At 68.7% G+C, this 13,801-nt stretch carries 13 protein-coding genes; 6 read left to right on the plus strand and 7 right to left on the minus strand.

Features of this window, described 5'->3' with window-relative positions:
* Positions 1 to 2: 2 nt before the first annotated feature.
* The 4 genes from QFZ42_RS04010 to QFZ42_RS04025 are packed head-to-tail and all read left to right on the plus strand — an operon-like array spanning position 3 to position 4,046.
* The gene (locus QFZ42_RS04010; protein ID WP_307699711.1) at positions 3 to 989 is read left to right on the plus strand and encodes a protein kinase family protein; all 987 of its coding nucleotides are present in this window, start codon (positions 3 to 5) and stop codon (positions 987 to 989) included.
* Positions 990 to 1,019: 30 nt separating this feature from the next.
* Positions 1,020 to 1,994: a VWA domain-containing protein gene (locus QFZ42_RS04015; protein ID WP_307699712.1), complete on the plus strand. Its 975-nt coding sequence runs from the start codon at positions 1,020 to 1,022 to the stop codon at positions 1,992 to 1,994.
* Between the two features lie 7 nt (positions 1,995 to 2,001).
* The gene (locus QFZ42_RS04020; RefSeq protein ID WP_307699713.1) at positions 2,002 to 3,390 is read left to right on the plus strand and encodes an adenylosuccinate synthetase; all 1,389 of its coding nucleotides are present in this window, start codon (positions 2,002 to 2,004) and stop codon (positions 3,388 to 3,390) included.
* Entirely contained in the window at positions 3,387 to 4,046 is a 660-nt protein-coding gene (locus QFZ42_RS04025) for an FABP family protein (RefSeq protein WP_307699714.1), read from the plus strand. Before QFZ42_RS04020 ends, QFZ42_RS04025 begins: the two co-directional genes overlap by 4 nt.
* 48 nt (positions 4,047 to 4,094) lie before the next feature.
* Here the strand turns inward: QFZ42_RS04025 and QFZ42_RS04030 are convergent, their stop codons facing one another.
* Complete coding sequence (locus QFZ42_RS04030; RefSeq protein ID WP_307699715.1) at positions 4,095 to 7,310, minus strand: autotransporter outer membrane beta-barrel domain-containing protein; 3,216 nt, start codon at positions 7,308 to 7,310, stop codon at positions 4,095 to 4,097.
* Between the two features lie 260 nt (positions 7,311 to 7,570).
* Here QFZ42_RS04030 and QFZ42_RS04035 point away from each other — a divergent pair, with 260 nt between their 5' ends.
* Positions 7,571 to 7,915, plus strand: coding sequence for a hypothetical protein (locus QFZ42_RS04035; RefSeq protein WP_307699716.1), 345 nt, complete (start codon positions 7,571 to 7,573; stop codon positions 7,913 to 7,915).
* Positions 7,916 to 7,967: 52 nt separating this feature from the next.
* Here QFZ42_RS04035 and QFZ42_RS04040 read toward each other — a convergent pair whose 3' ends face one another.
* From QFZ42_RS04040 to QFZ42_RS04055, 4 genes are all read right to left on the minus strand, one after another.
* Positions 7,968 to 8,450, minus strand: a complete 483-nt coding sequence (locus QFZ42_RS04040; RefSeq protein WP_307699717.1) for a GNAT family N-acetyltransferase — start codon at positions 8,448 to 8,450, stop codon at positions 7,968 to 7,970.
* 54 nt (positions 8,451 to 8,504) lie between these two features.
* Positions 8,505 to 9,590 (minus strand): LysR family transcriptional regulator, encoded by a 1,086-nt coding sequence (locus QFZ42_RS04045; protein ID WP_307699718.1) that lies wholly within the window; start codon positions 9,588 to 9,590, stop codon positions 8,505 to 8,507.
* A gap of 51 nt (positions 9,591 to 9,641) precedes the next feature.
* Positions 9,642 to 9,989, minus strand: coding sequence for a GFA family protein (locus QFZ42_RS04050; protein ID WP_307699719.1), 348 nt, complete (start codon positions 9,987 to 9,989; stop codon positions 9,642 to 9,644).
* A 64-nt stretch (positions 9,990 to 10,053) separates the two neighbouring features.
* A complete protein-coding gene (locus QFZ42_RS04055) occupies positions 10,054 to 10,827 on the minus strand; it encodes a helix-turn-helix domain-containing protein (protein ID WP_307699720.1) in 774 nt (257 codons plus the stop codon).
* A 16-nt stretch (positions 10,828 to 10,843) separates the two neighbouring features.
* On the opposite strand from QFZ42_RS04055, the gene QFZ42_RS04060 reads away from it, so the two are divergent.
* Positions 10,844 to 11,455, plus strand: coding sequence for a peroxiredoxin-like family protein (locus QFZ42_RS04060; RefSeq protein WP_307699721.1), 612 nt, complete (start codon positions 10,844 to 10,846; stop codon positions 11,453 to 11,455).
* A 118-nt stretch (positions 11,456 to 11,573) separates the two neighbouring features.
* Here QFZ42_RS04060 and QFZ42_RS04065 read toward each other — a convergent pair whose 3' ends face one another.
* Both QFZ42_RS04065 and QFZ42_RS04070 read right to left on the minus strand, forming a co-directional pair.
* Positions 11,574 to 12,092, minus strand: a complete 519-nt coding sequence (locus tag QFZ42_RS04065) for a nuclear transport factor 2 family protein (RefSeq protein WP_307699722.1) — start codon at positions 12,090 to 12,092, stop codon at positions 11,574 to 11,576.
* A 164-nt stretch (positions 12,093 to 12,256) separates the two neighbouring features.
* Positions 12,257 to 13,753, minus strand: coding sequence for an MFS transporter (locus QFZ42_RS04070; protein WP_307699723.1), 1,497 nt, complete (start codon positions 13,751 to 13,753; stop codon positions 12,257 to 12,259).
* Positions 13,754 to 13,801 lie beyond the last annotated feature (48 nt).

The raw sequence follows: 13,801 nt of genomic DNA on the forward strand, positions 1-13,801 counted from the left end.
CGATGCTCTCGCTGCTGGCCCTCGGCTGCCCTCAATGCTCGGCGCCGCTGCCGCGTGCCGCGCGCTGGCGCACCGTCAACTGCAGCTATTGCGGCGCCACCATCACGCGTGGCCAGGAAACGGTCGAGCGCGAGAGCTTTCGCGCGGCGCTGCGCCGCGCGAATGCCGACAGCGGCACGGGGCGCACGCTGCAATGGCGCGGCGCGCGCTACCGGGTGCTCGCGCCCTTGGGTTTCGGCGAGCACAGCGAAGTGTTGCTGGCCGAGCGGCTGGGCGCGCTGCCCGAGCGCGTCACGATCAAGCTGGCGCGCGAGCCGGCGGACGGCGGCTCGCTGCTGCGCGAGGGCGCCGTGCTGCAGGCGCTGCAAGAACTCTCCATGCCGGGTGCCGCGTACTTCACGCGCCGTCTGCCGCTGCCCGTGGGCACGGGGCTGGCGGAGGGATTGGCCGACGGTGGCCGCCAAGCATTGGTGCTGCGCCACCCGAGTGGTTTCTGGGGCAGCCTGCACAACGTGCAACACGCCAATCCGCACGGCATCGACCCGCGCCATGCCGTGTGGCTGTGGCGCCGTATGCTCGAAGTGCTGGCCTTCGTGCACGACGCGGGCTGGACCCATCGCGACCTCTCGCCCGCGCATGCGCTCGTGCATCCGCGCGACCACGGCGTGCTGATCGTCGGCTGGTCTCGGGCGCAGCAGGCCTCCGGGCCGGCACATGCAGCCGCCGCGGCGCGCGACCTGATGCAGAGCGCCTGGACCATTCGCGCGGTGCTGCACGGCGTGGCGCCGGGCCGCGATCCGGACGAGAGCCCCGGCTTCGGCGCCCGCACACCCGCGCCGCTGGCCGCCTTGCTGCGCCAGTGCAGCGAAGACGCCGGTGAATGCCGCCGGCTCGGCGCGCGCGGCATCGAGCAAGCGCTTTCCGCCGCATCGCGCGAAGCCTTCGGCGCGCCGCAGTTCGTTCATTTCGACCCGGCGCCGCGCGCCTGAAGACAACCATTCGAAAACAGAGGAGCACCCATGGGCTACGGAAACTACTCTCACGCCGCGCACACGGCACTCATCGCCGACCGCGCCGCCAAGCCCGGCTCCGAGGTGTTCACGCAAACCGCCACGCATCCGCTGATGAACCCGCACGGGCTCAAGGTGCGCGAGTCGCGCGACAACGCCGACCACCCCAACTCGCTCGGCATTGCATTCGCGCTCGATGTCACGGGTTCGATGGGCGACATTCCGCAGACCCTCGCGCGCCGCGAGCTGCCCACCTTCATGAAGCTGCTGACCGATTGCGGCGTGGCCGATCCGCAGCTCATGTTCATGGCCATCGGCGACGCGAACTCCGACCAGGCGTCGCTGCAGGTGGGGCAGTTCGAGTCGACCGCGCCGCTCATGGACCAGTGGCTGACCTGGAGCTATCTCGAAGGCGGGGGCGGCGGCAGCGGTGAAGAAAGCTACGAACTGGCCTTCTACGTGATGGCGCAGCACACCGACATGGACTGCTGGGTGAAGCGCAAGAAGCGCGGCTACCTGTTCGTGACCGGCGACGAGCTGCCGTACCCGGCCGTTTCGCGCCGCCAGGTCGAAGGGCTCATCGGCGAGAAGCTCGACGAGGACATTCCCATCGAGGAAGTCATTGCCGCCGCGGCCGAAACCTGCCACCTGTTCTTCCTGATTCCCGACGCGCAGCGCCGTCGCCGCTGCGAGCCGCGCTGGCGCGAACTGCTCGGCGACCACGTGATCTGCATGGACTCGCCCGACGACGCCTGCGCCGTTGCCGCCGGCATCGTGGCACTCACGGAAAAAGCCGTGCCCGATCTCGATGGCCTGGCCAGGGTGATGAGCGCAACCGGCATGGAGAAGCAGCGCGTCAACGGCGTGCTTCATGCGCTCGACGGCTATGCCGCGCTGCTCGACCCCCATGCGCCGCGCCGCGCGCCGCCCAGCGCTGCGGGATCGGCGCCCCGGTCTTCGTGGTGGAAGCGCCTCTTCGGCTGATGGCCGCGTGACCACCACGTCGGCAACTACGACGCGCTACGTCTCACTGCTCGGCCTGGGCTTTGGCGACTGCGGCAAGGGCCTCTTCACCGACCACCTCTGCGGCGAGCTGCAGGCCCACACCGTGGTGCGTTTCAACGGCGGTGCGCAGGCGGGGCACAACGTGGTGCTGCCCGACGGCCGCCACCACACCTTTTCGCAGTTCGGTGCCGGCAGCTTCCATGCCGGGGTGGGAACGGTGCTCGCGAGCCCGGTGGCGGTGCATCCGACGGCGTTGCGCGTCGAAGCGGAAGCGCTGCGCCAGGTGGGCGTCGGCGATGCCTTTTCGCGCCTGCTGGTCGATGCGCGGTGCCGCGTCACCACGCCGTTTCACCAGGCTGCGGGCCGCCTGCGCGAATGGGCGCGGGGTGCATCGGCGCATGGCAGCTGCGGCGTCGGCGTGGGGGAAACGGTGCGGCAGGCACTGGCGGAGCCGGAGCTCGCGCTGCGCTATGGCGACTTGAAATCTCCCGCGCGTGCCTTTGAAAAACTCGAGGCCTCGCGCATGTCGCTGCGCCGCGGATTCGCCGCACTCGATGCGGCCTCGCTGCATGCCGAAGCCGCCGGCGAACTGGCGATGCTCGAAGACGCCTCGCTCTCGCAGCGCTGGCTGGAGGCCGCGGCGCCTTGCCTGCGGCAGTCGCCGCCCGCGAGCGCGGACGAAATCGGCAACCGGCTCTCGCGGCCAGGCACCGTGGTGTTCGAAGGCGCGCAGGGCGTGTTGCTCGACGAGTGGCGCGGCTTTCATCCGCACACGAGCTGGAGCACCATCTCCACAGTGGCCGTCGAAGCCGTGCTGCGCGAGGCAGGCATCGAGCCCGCCATGCGCGTGCAGCACCTGGGCGTGCTGCGCAGCTATTTGACGCGCCACGGCGCGGGCCCTTTTCCCACGCACGACGCTGGCCTGGACAAGCTGCTGGCCGAGCCGCACAACGCCGAGGCCGGCTGGCAGGGCGTGTTCCGCCGCGGCCATCCCGATGCGGTGCTGCTGCGCTATGCGCTCGCTGCCACCGGGCCGCTCGACGGGCTGGTGGCAAGCCACCTCGACGCCGTTGATGCAGCGCCGCTGCGCTGGTGCACCGGCTACCGCACGGCAGAGGGCGCGAGCCTCGACGCGCTGCCGTTCAGCAACGCGCCGGACCTCGGCCACCAGCAGGCACTGACCCGGCTGCTGCAAGGTGCGCAGCCGCTCTACGAACCCGGGCGCATCGCCACTGCCGACGAATGGATCGAGCGTGTGCAGGCCGCGAGCGGCTTGCAGGTACGCTATGGTGCATTCGGGCCGACGCGCCGCGCGGTGGTGCGATGCTTGCATCACAGGTCCCGAAGCCCTCACCACGATCGACCGACACCATGAATCCGACCCAAGACATCTACACCGAGCCGAACGCCGACCCCGACACCCTTGCCAACCTCGGCCCGCTGCGGGCCATGGCGGGCGTTTGGGAGGGCAGCCGCGGCGTGGACGTGAAGCCCAAGCGCGAAGGCCCCAAGACGCAGGTCTACGTCGAGCGCTACGAGCTGCAGCCGATCGACCCGCAGACCAACGGCCCCCAGCTGCTCTACGGCCTGCGCTATCACACCTACATCCACAAGCCCGGCCTCACCAAGATGTACCACGACCAGGTGGGCTACTGGCTCTGGGAGCCGGCCACCGGCACGGTGATGCACACGCTGGCCATTCCGCGCGGGCAGGTGGCCATGGCGAGCGGCCATGCCAAGGCCGGCGACACGCGCTTCACGCTCAGCGCCGAGCGCGGCAGCCTGGTGAACGGCATCGTGTCGAACCCCTTCATCGAGCAGGCCTTCACCACGCTGGCGTGGAACATCACCGTCACGCTCAATGCCGACGGCACCTGGTCTTACGACCAGGACACGGTGATGCAGATCCAGGGCCAGGCCGAACCGTTCCACCACACCGACCGGAACACTCTCACGCGGGTGCAAGAGCCAGGGCTCAACCCGCTGGCAATGCCGGACGCGCCGGCGCCCGTGGTGGTGTCGAAAGGGTAGGGGCGGCGCGCGGGAGCGGCATGCACCGGACCCGCGCGGCTTGGCGGCTTACCAGCGGACCTTCACGCCCACGCTGGCGTTGATTCCGCCCTTGGTGCGTGTCTCGCCGCCCGATGCCCACACCTTGCCCAACTCTCCATACACGCTCATGTTCTGGGTCAGCCGCAGCGTCGCGCCCGCCGCCAGTTCGGTGCTCGTGCCCCCGGTGCGGGTGGCAATGTCGGTGAACCCTGCCGGTCCGATGAAGCGGGTGACGTCCGTGCCGCTGCTGCTGCGGTAGACGTTGAACCGCGCATAGGGTTGCAGCGTGCCCGCGCTCGTGGTGATCTCGCCCTTGATGCGGACCCCGGCGCGCACCAGCCAGCCGCTGTGGCTGTGCTGCTGCACCAAGGCGCCGGCTATGCCGGTGTCGTCCAGGCTCACGCGCTGATGCACCAGCTGCAGCTGCGGCTCGACGATCCATTCCGGCGTGACGTGAAAGCCCTGGCCCACCTCGATGGAGGCCAGCAGGCTGTTGCCCTTGCCCGAACTGGAAGCGCCCAGGTCCGTTCCCGTGGTGTAGCGGTGGCGCCCGGCCTGCAGCACGCCGTCGAGGTACAGGCCGCTGTCGTTCTTCCAGGTGGCGTAGGCGCCCAGGTACTGGCTGCGCACGTTGCTGGAGCCGACCGCATAGTTCGCCATGCCGCGTGCAAAGCCGCTCACGCGCATGTCGCCCTCGAGCTCGCCGACATAGATGCCGAGGCGCCAGTGGGGGTCGGCCCACAAGTCGTTGCCGGCCTGGAAGCCCGTGAGGCGCCCTTTGCTGGTGGGGCTCACGGTGCCGGCCTGGCCGATGGTGCGATCCATGCTGACGATGCGGGCCCAGACCTGGCGATAGCCTTGGTCCGGCGTGGGCATGCTGGCCCCGGTCACGTCTTCGTCGCCGACACGCTGGTGCAGATTGCCCACCATCACCAGGTTGGCCTGGCGGAACTGCTCGGGCAGCGCGGCGTACAGCGGCACTTCGGCGCGGTAGGTGGGCACGATCACGCCCCCGGCCGGCGGTGGGGCGCCCAGTGGATTGCCGTCGTCGGGTGCCGGAGCTGGAGCCGGCGCAGGCGCAGGCGCAGGCGATGGCGATGGCGAAGGAGGTGGAGGAGGAGGTGGAGGAGGAGGAGGCGGGGGAGGAGGGGCGACGATGATGCCCGAGCGCAAATACCAGTTCTCCCCCGCCCCGCTCGCATCGGCCGCATGCAGCCGGTACTCATAGGCCCCCGCATCCACATGCCCGCCCGCCAGGCGGAACGCATCGCGGCTGGTCTGCGCCGTCGTCGTGGCCCCGTTCATCGCGCTCACCACCTCGATGCCGCTGCCCGAAGTCAGCGCCCCCAGCCCGCCCAGGTTCGTGATCTGGATGGTCGTCGTGCCGCTGGCAATCGCCGTGCAGCCGCTCAGGATCAGCCGGTCGCTCAGGCTGCTGCTCGTGCCCAGCGCCGTGCCCAGGCGCAGCGTGCCGTTCGCCCCCACCCAGGGCCCGTGCACCGTCAGCGTCGCACCCGGCGCACCGCTCAGCAGCGACACCGTGCCCGCATTCGCCATCGCCGCAATCGTCTGGCTGTGGCCCGCCAGGTCCAGCATCGCCCCCGCGGCCACCGTCACCGCGCTCGCGCTGCTGAAGGTGCCGGCCGCGCCCGCGCGCAAGGTGCCCGCCGCCACCTGGGTGGCGCCCGTGTACGTGTTCGTCCCGCTCAGCGTCAGCGTGCCCGACCCGACCTTCACCAGGTCCCCGGCGCCCGAAACGGGGCCCGACCAGCCCAGGCTGTGGGCCTGGGTGTCGAAGGTGCCCGTGCCGCCCAGCACCAAGGCATTGCCCAGGCTCAGCCCGTCGGCGCCGGCGATCACGCTGGCGCTCGCGCCGCTCTCGATGGCAATCGCCCCGAGCAGCGAGGCGCCCGCGTTCAAGGTCAGACTGTTGCTGCCGCCCGTGAAGACAATCGCCGCGGCGCGTGTGACGCCGTCGCCGCCCAGCCCGCCGGCGATGGTGCCGCTGTGCAGCAGGCTCAGGTTGGCGCCGCTCACCCCCACCCCGCCCACGCCGGACGTGCCAGCGGCCCCGCCATTGCTGTTCGCTCCACCCAGGCCACCCGCCCCGCCGGCAATGGTGCCGCTGTTGACGAGCGTGGCACCGGCGCCGGTGGAGACCAGCCCGGCCCCGCCGTCGCCGCCGCTGCCGGGGGCGCCGGTACCGCCCACCCCGCCACCACCGGCCCCGCCCGCACCCCCGGCGCCGCCGAGGATCTGGCCGCTGTTGATCACGCTCACCGCGGCGCTGCCCGCCAGCGTGAGGCCGGCCCCGCCCGCACCGCCGCCGCCGCCCGCGGCGTTGCTGCGCGCCGGCAGCAGTTCGGAGCCGCCCGCGCCGCCGGCCCCGCCCGCGAGGGTGCCGCTGCTCGTGAAGCCCAGGCCGGGCGTGGCCGCGCGCAGGAACAAGCTCCCGCCGCCGCTGCCGCCGCCGCCGCCCTGTGAATACGCATCGCCCCCGGCACCGCCGGCCCCGCCGGTGAAGACGCCGCTGCTGGAGACGCTGGACAGCGGGTCGAGCAGGGTGGCGCCGAGGCCGCCGGCGCCGCCGCCGCCCGCGGCCCAGTAGCCGTGGCCGCCCGCGCCGCCCGCGCCGCCGGTGGCGCTGCCCGAGGCGCTGGTGGTGGCCGGCGCCATGGCGTCGCCGGCATGGCCGCCGCCGCCACCGCCGCCATAGCCGTTGCCGCTGGTGAAGTCGCCGGTCTGGGATTGGCCCGCGCCGCCGGCATCGCCTTGCAGCACGCCGGGCGAGACGAGGGTGGTGGAAGCGCCGGCGGCGCCGCCCGCGCCCGGGGTGGCGCCGCCGAAGGAACCGATGTCGGCGGCGGATCCGGCGCTGGCACCGGCTTCGGTCGAGGCGCCGCCGTCGCCGCCGTGGGCGTTGACGGTGGTGTCGTTGAGGCCGCCGGAGCCGCCCTGGCCGTCGCTGCCGCCGCTGCCGGCGTGCAGGGAGGGATCAAGGGGCTGGCCGCCGATGCCTCCGGCAGCGCCCGCGGGCAGGGCCAGGCCGGCGCCCAGCAGCAGCACCGACAGGGCGATGGCGTGCAGGTGCAGGTCGGTGAGGGTGAGGGCGCGGCGGCAGTTGCTGACAGGACCCATTCCGGAGCCCGCGCTGGCCGACCGCGCGCGGCCGCGCGAGATTTCGGGGGCAGCCACCCAGGCGGCGAGCGATGGATTCCAGAGAGTTCGGAAGATTCTGTTCATGGCTTTACCTTTACGCGGCGGGTCCCCCGGTGACCTGCCAACGGGGGCGTCGCTTGCCGTCCGCATCGGATCGCAAGCGTTTTCGCCGTGAAGCCACTGTAGAAATTGCGCCGGCCGCGGGCATGAGCGGTGCGCCCCTTCTCCAGGGAGACAAACGCCCCGCGCGCGCTTTTACAAACCATGACAAATCGCCTGCCCGTGCAGGCAGGCTTGCCTCTCGTCCTACAGGCGCCGCGCCGCCCAGCCTGCAGCATCACGTCATGAGCAAATTGACCCTTGCAGGGATGAGTGCGGCCGTGTGGTGCGTGGCCGTGACCGCGATGGCGGAACCCGTGAAACTGCCCGTCGACAGCGATGAGAAGGGCACCATCTACGTGGCGCCCAATGTCAACTCCACCGAAACCTCGGCCTACACCAAGGGCGGCATCGTCGGCGTCCAGCGGCCTGACGGCAGCGGCAGCTACATCGGCACCGATACGTCCACGCCGCGGCCCACCTACTCGCTGGGCGCGAGCACGGGCGGCAACGTGTCGCTCACGGGCGGTGTATTGAGCGACGGCAAGAGCAACAACGGCGTGAAAGCCGGTGTGACCATCAAGTACTGATATTCAGCCGCGGCGCTCGCCGGGCTTTCCGTTCAACTGATCGGCCGACCGATCAGACCAGCGTGCCGTACACGATGAACCCGTCGTGCGACGCCATCTTGTCGTACAGCCTGCGCCCGGCCGTGTTGGTGACATGCGTCTGCCAATACACGCGATGCGCGCCCACGCGCTTCACATGCGCGTACACCCCTTCGATCAATTGGCGCCCCACGCCCCGGCCGCGCTCCGAGGGCGCCGTGAACAGGTCCTGCAGGTAGCAGTTCGGCTCGATGCGGGTGGTACTGCGGTGAAAGAGGTAGTGGGTCAGCCCCACGAGTTGGCCATCGCGTTCGGCCACCAGCGCGTGCACCGGTTCGTAGGCATCGAAGAAGCGCTGCCACGTCACCCGCGTGATCTCGTCGGGCAATGCGGTCGGGCCCTCGCGCTCGTAGAACGCGTTGTAGCCGTCCCAGAGCGGCTTCCAGGCTGCGTAGTCTTCCGGCGCCGGTGGGCGAATCAGGAGAGAAGAAGAAAGAGCGGAGGAGGAGGGCGTCATGCGTCGGCTGCCTGCACGTTGAAAACATGCGATTGCAACACGGCTCGGCTCGGCTCAACGACCGACGAAAGGGTTCAGCGCTTCTTCTTCGGCAGGTGATGGATCGGCGCGACTTGCCGCCAACGCCGTGGTGCGCGCGGCTTTGCGCGGTATGGAGGGTGCCGCGACCTTGCGCGGCGTGGAAGGAGCCTCGACCTTGAGCGGTATGGAAAGGCCGCATGCAGCCGGCGTCATGGGCGGAAAGACGGGCGGCTCGCCGGCCGGCCCCATCGATTGCTCGAGAAAGTCGAGCATCGTGCGCATGGCGGCGCTGTTGTGCCGGCGCTGCGAATAGGCGGCATACAGCCAATGGTCCTTCGGCATGTGCTCGCGCAGCACCGGCACCAGCGCGCCGCGCTCCAGGTGCGACTGCGCCAGCGGCTCGGGCACATAGGCCACGCCCGCGCCGCGCAGCGCCAGCTCGATGAGCGCGACGGCATCGTTGGCTTCCATGCGGCTGTGCACCTGCACGTCGATCGGCTTGCCCTTGGTCTCGAAAGGCAGGTGGGTGGCGGGCTTGGCCGAATAGCTCAGCACGTCGTGGCGGGCCAGGTCTTCGGGTACCTTGGGAATACCGCGCTGGGCCCAGTAGGCGGGGCTGGCGCACACCACCATGTCGAACGGCACCAGGCGCCGCACGATCAGGTTCATGTCGTCGATGCGCCCGCCCGTCAGGTGAATGTCGATGCCTTCCTCGATCAGGTCGATCTCGTTGTTGGTGAACACCAGGCTCACGTACACGTCGGGATAAAGCTTGATGAACTCGGCAATCACGTCGGACAACCAACCCGCGATCAGCCCGTGCGGTGCGCTCATGCGCAGGCGCCCCTGCGGATGCGAGCCATGGGCCTGCAGGTCGTTCAGCGTGTTCTCGGCCATGGCCACCAGTTCTGCGCTGCGGTCGAGCAGCACCTGGCCGGCGTCCGTCAGGCTCAGCGAACGCGTCGAGCGGTTGAGCAGGCGAACGCCGCTGCGCTCTTCGAGCTCCGCCACATAGCGGCTGACCGTGGCTTTCGACATGCCCAGCGAAATGGCTGCACGGGAGAAGCTGCGCCGAAACGCCACTTCGCGGAATGTTTTGATGAGATCGAGGCCGTCCATGGTGGCCGCATTGTTCCAGCTTCCCGAAGAAGCCGTGGATGCGGGGTCAACCTAGAGCGAGCGGCCGTCGAACTGGGTGACCGGAACTGCCTGCAGGTCGATGCCTTCGATGCAGCGGATGTTGATGGCCGCCATCGCCTCGCCCGATGGAGCCTTGGCTTCACCGTAGGGATGAATGCCGCAGGTCGGGCAGAAGCGGTGCTTGATGGCGTGCTTGTTGAAGAGGTAAACGCTCGTGTCTTCTTCGGGCGTGAGCAATTGCATGTTGCCGCGCGGCACAAACCACATCAGCGTGCCCTTGCGTTGGCACATCGAGCAATTGCAGGACATGGCCGAAGTGATCTCGCCCTCGGCCTCGAACTTGATGCGGCCGCAGTGGCAGCTTCCCTGGTACTTCATCTCGGTGTCCTCTTGTTAAATAGTAAACCGTCTGGTTGAGTATTGGATGAATGCAGCCGTATTGTCAAGCGGCGGCGGAACGCTTCAACTCGGCCGGCGCGTGTCCATAGGCCCTGGAGAACGCCCGCGAAAAAGCCGCGGCGCTCCCAAAGCCGGCCCGCCGCGCTGTCAGCTTGACGGCTTCTCCGGCCGCAAGGTGCCGGCGCGCCAGCGTGAGGCGCCACGAGCTCAGGTAAGCCATCGGCGTCATTCCCACCGTGGTGCGAAATGCCGACATGAATGCGCTCCTCGACATGGCCGTCCGATCCGCCAGGTCGTCCACCGTCCACTGCCGCGACGGCGCCTCGTGAATCGACACCAGCGCGCGATGCAACGCGGGGTGCGCAAGCCCGGCAAGCAAACCCGGCTTCTGCGCACCGGTGTCGATGGCGCTCCTCAGCACCATCAGCATGAGCACTTCCGCCAGGCGGTTCAGGGCGGCGCTGCGGCCGCATCGGCTTTCGATCGCCTCCGAGAGAAACGCCTTGGCGGTGGCCTCGAGGGCAAGCGACTCCTTCAAGGGCACCGATATTTCGTCGGGCATGGCGCTCATCAGCGGGTTGGTGTCGTTGTCGAAATCGACATGGGCTGCAACGCGCACATCGGGCGGTAGCGCGCTGGAGCCGTGCAACCGAAAGACGACCCTGGCACCGGCTTCGCCATTCACGCCATCCGCGCCCGCAAGCAGCAACACCGGGCCTCGCGTGGCAGCCTCGGCGAGCACGGCAACCCGCAGCTTGAACACCTCGATGAACGCCGCAAGGCGGTCGGCTTTGGCGAGGTTTGGACTTTGAATCATGAAATCTGGACTCTTCATGATCGCAAGCATGCGATCTTTGGGGCTCGTTTGCAACCACATCCAAAGGAACATCCAGATGCTGATCCCACGCCAACAAGCCCCGGAACTGGTGGTCGATACCCTTGCCGGTACCCCCTTTCGCTTGGCCGACGACGCGCCCGAGCGAATGACGCTGCTGTGCTTCTACCGGGGCCTGCATTGCCCGATTTGCGCCACCTACCTGAAAGAGCTGGAGCGGCTGACGCCCTCATTTGCCGAGCGCGGCGTCAGCACCATCGCGATCAGCTCGGACAGCGAAGAACGCGCCCGCGCCATGGCCGAGAAAATTGGCGCAGCCAACTTGCGAATCGGCTACGGGCTTTCGCTTTCGAAGGCCAGGGAGTGGGGGCTGTATGTGTCGGCGTCTCGCGGCAAGACGTCGATCGGCATCGAAGAGCCGGCGCTTTTTTCAGAGCCGGGCCTGTTTCTCGTCAGGCCCGACAACACCGTTTACTACCTCTCGGTGCAGTCGATGCCTTTTGTACGCCCCAATTTCGCGGAGGTGGTGCAGGCGCTGGATTTCGTGATCAAGAACGAGTACCCGGCCAGGGGTGAGTACACAGGCCCGCTGCAGGAGCAACGGGCCTGAACGGAGAGTGAGCGGGAGATGGCGCGCAGGGCGGTCTGGCGTTGCGGATACCCTGCGCATGCTCATCCAGCAGGCGTATCCGGCCACTGCAAGGCAGCAGGCCGGGCGGCTGCTTCGCCTACTTTGGGGCCGGCACTCGCCGGAGCACGTCGTCGTACGGTGCAAGGTCGAGAAAGGCGATGACCTCGGTCGCGCGCTTGTCCTTCATCCGGAAGATCCACACATAGCTGTTGCTGTAGGGCACGCCGTCGGCCGCAGTGGTGGTGCCGTCCCAGTGCACGATAACGTCGTTGCCGCTGGCCCAGATGTCTCTCACCACGGGACGGATGGGCGCGGACAACCGGTCGGCAAAAGGCTTCACCGCGCGGTCCAGAAAATCTTGCCGGCCGCGGTAAGTGCCGGCCACGGGGCTCGTGCCCTTGATGGTCCACACCACGTCGGGCGACAACACGTCCTGGAAGAACGTTCGGCCGCCTTGCTGCCATTGCGTGAAGGCATCGGCAATGAACTGGCGGTTGCGCTCCGCTGTCGGCTGCGGCGTATTGGCCAGCGCATCGAAGGAAAGAAGACCGCCAATGCCGAACAGTGCGGCCAAGGCCAACGACCGCAGGCTGAAAAGATATCGTTGCGTGGTCATACAAGACTCCTTGAAAAAGCAGGTTGACGAACGGGCTGTGAGCTCCAAGGAAAGTCTGCAACCGCAAGGCCCGCAGCGGTAGCAAGGTTGTCCAGCCTTTTTGTACGATCCTGCGAGAAAGCGGGCCCTGCCTCGATGATTCACGCGTCCGACCGGCGCTGCCTTTAAGACGTCGCCTCGAGAACACCGTCTTTCGCCAGCCCTTCGTGCGGTTGTTTCTTCACCAGCCAGTTCGTAGCGACCAACGCCAGAAGAACGGCCGCCGCGGCGCAACCGAACACCGATTGCAACCCATGGGCCAGCGCCGCTGTGACGGCATCCGCCGCTGCACCGCGCGACAGCGCACCCGGAGCGGCAAGTTCCCCTTTGACCAGGTGCGCGAGCAGCGCTGCCAGCAGTGCCACGCCCGCGGCGCCGCCGAGGCTGCGCAGCATGATCGGCGCCGCCGTGGCAATGCCCATGTGCTGCGCGGGCGAAACGCGCTGCGCCACGACGGTGACGATGGGAAAGAGCAGCCCCAGCCCGAGTCCCAACGGCAGCAGCGCGGCCGACAACGCCAGCGGCTCCGTCGGCAGCCAGCGCAGCACGCCCGCCATCAGGCCGAACGACAGCAACATCAGCATGCAGGCCGCACGCGCTATTGAAGCGGCGGGCCTTTGCGCGCGCAGCAACTTGCCGCTGGTGACAGCCGCCATGGTGATGCCCGCCATCAAGGGCAGCAGATGCCACGCGGAACCGGTGGGCGACAGGTGCAAGCCAATCTGCAGGTACTGCGGCAAGAACACCACGGCGGCGTAGAGCGCAACGCCGGTCGCCGTTCCGATGAAGCTCACCGCCGCATACGCCGGGCGCGTGAACAGCGACAACGGCAGCAAGGGGTGCGCGGCTCGCTTCTGGCGCCAGACAAAAGCCAGCGTGAATGTTGCGCCCAGCGCCAGCAAAACCCACATCGAAACGCGCTCGGGCAAGTTCAGCTGGCCATGCTGGGTGGCCAGCAAAAGCAAGACGAGCGCGGCCGTGAGCAGCGCCGCACCGAGCCAGTCGACACGCGTGCGCTGCGGCCCTTGCGTGGCCGGCGCTTGCTGCGCGGCCGTCGGCTTCGATGGAAGCGTCGATGCCAGCACGCACCAAGCCAACGCTGCCGGCGGAACGTTCATCCAGAAAGCCCAATGCCAGGACAGGTGCTCCACGAGTGCGCCGCCCATCAGCGGGCCGAACATGGTCGAGACGCCATAGGCCGCGCCGAGCAGCGCCTGGTAGCGGCCGCGCTCTTCGGGCGCGAACAGGTCGGGCACCGTCAACATGGCCAGCGTCATCAGCCCGCCGCCGCCGGCACCTTGCAGCGCGCGTGCAAGCACCAGTTGCCGAACGTCCTGGCTCGCCCCGCAGGCCAGCGAACCGGCGAGGAACAGGCCGATGGCCAGCAGCAGCATCGGCTTCTTGCCGAGCACATCCGCCAGGCGCCCATACAGCGCAATGACCACCGTCGCGGCCAGCAGATAGGCCGAGAACACCCATGCCAGCGGCCAGCCTCCCGGCAGCTCGCGTGAAATGACGGGCAGCGCGGTGGAAAGAATGGTCTGGTCGAGCGCCGCGAGGACGAGCATCAGCACGAGCATGGCGAAGGGCAGCAGGGGCGAAGAGGTGCGCGAGGCTTTCATGGAACCGTTCTGTCAGGGCAAGGGGCGCCAGTGTCCGCAGCCGCAATA

Source organism: Variovorax paradoxus (assembly GCF_030815855.1).
Lineage (GTDB): Bacteria > Pseudomonadota > Gammaproteobacteria > Burkholderiales > Burkholderiaceae_C > Variovorax > Variovorax paradoxus_M.

What these genes read in the sequence shown, in the direction of transcription:
- QFZ42_RS04010 (WP_307699711.1), top strand. Translation starts at nt 3, where the DNA reads ATGCTCTCGCTGCTGGCCCTCGGCTGCCCTCAATGCTCGGCGCCGCTG.
- QFZ42_RS04015 (WP_307699712.1), top strand. Translation starts at nt 1,020, where the DNA reads ATGGGCTACGGAAACTACTCTCACGCCGCGCACACGGCACTCATCGCC.
- QFZ42_RS04025 (WP_307699714.1), top strand. Translation starts at nt 3,387, where the DNA reads ATGAATCCGACCCAAGACATCTACACCGAGCCGAACGCCGACCCCGAC.
- QFZ42_RS04030 (WP_307699715.1), bottom strand. Translation starts at nt 7,310, where the DNA reads ATGAACAGAATCTTCCGAACTCTCTGGAATCCATCGCTCGCCGCCTGG.
- QFZ42_RS04035 (WP_307699716.1), top strand. Translation starts at nt 7,571, where the DNA reads ATGAGCAAATTGACCCTTGCAGGGATGAGTGCGGCCGTGTGGTGCGTG.
- QFZ42_RS04040 (WP_307699717.1), bottom strand. Translation starts at nt 8,450, where the DNA reads ATGACGCCCTCCTCCTCCGCTCTTTCTTCTTCTCTCCTGATTCGCCCA.
- QFZ42_RS04045 (WP_307699718.1), bottom strand. Translation starts at nt 9,590, where the DNA reads ATGGACGGCCTCGATCTCATCAAAACATTCCGCGAAGTGGCGTTTCGG.
- QFZ42_RS04050 (WP_307699719.1), bottom strand. Translation starts at nt 9,989, where the DNA reads ATGAAGTACCAGGGAAGCTGCCACTGCGGCCGCATCAAGTTCGAGGCC.
- QFZ42_RS04055 (WP_307699720.1), bottom strand. Translation starts at nt 10,827, where the DNA reads ATGATTCAAAGTCCAAACCTCGCCAAAGCCGACCGCCTTGCGGCGTTC.
- QFZ42_RS04060 (WP_307699721.1), top strand. Translation starts at nt 10,844, where the DNA reads ATGATCGCAAGCATGCGATCTTTGGGGCTCGTTTGCAACCACATCCAA.
- QFZ42_RS04065 (WP_307699722.1), bottom strand. Translation starts at nt 12,092, where the DNA reads ATGACCACGCAACGATATCTTTTCAGCCTGCGGTCGTTGGCCTTGGCC.
- QFZ42_RS04070 (WP_307699723.1), bottom strand. Translation starts at nt 13,753, where the DNA reads ATGAAAGCCTCGCGCACCTCTTCGCCCCTGCTGCCCTTCGCCATGCTC.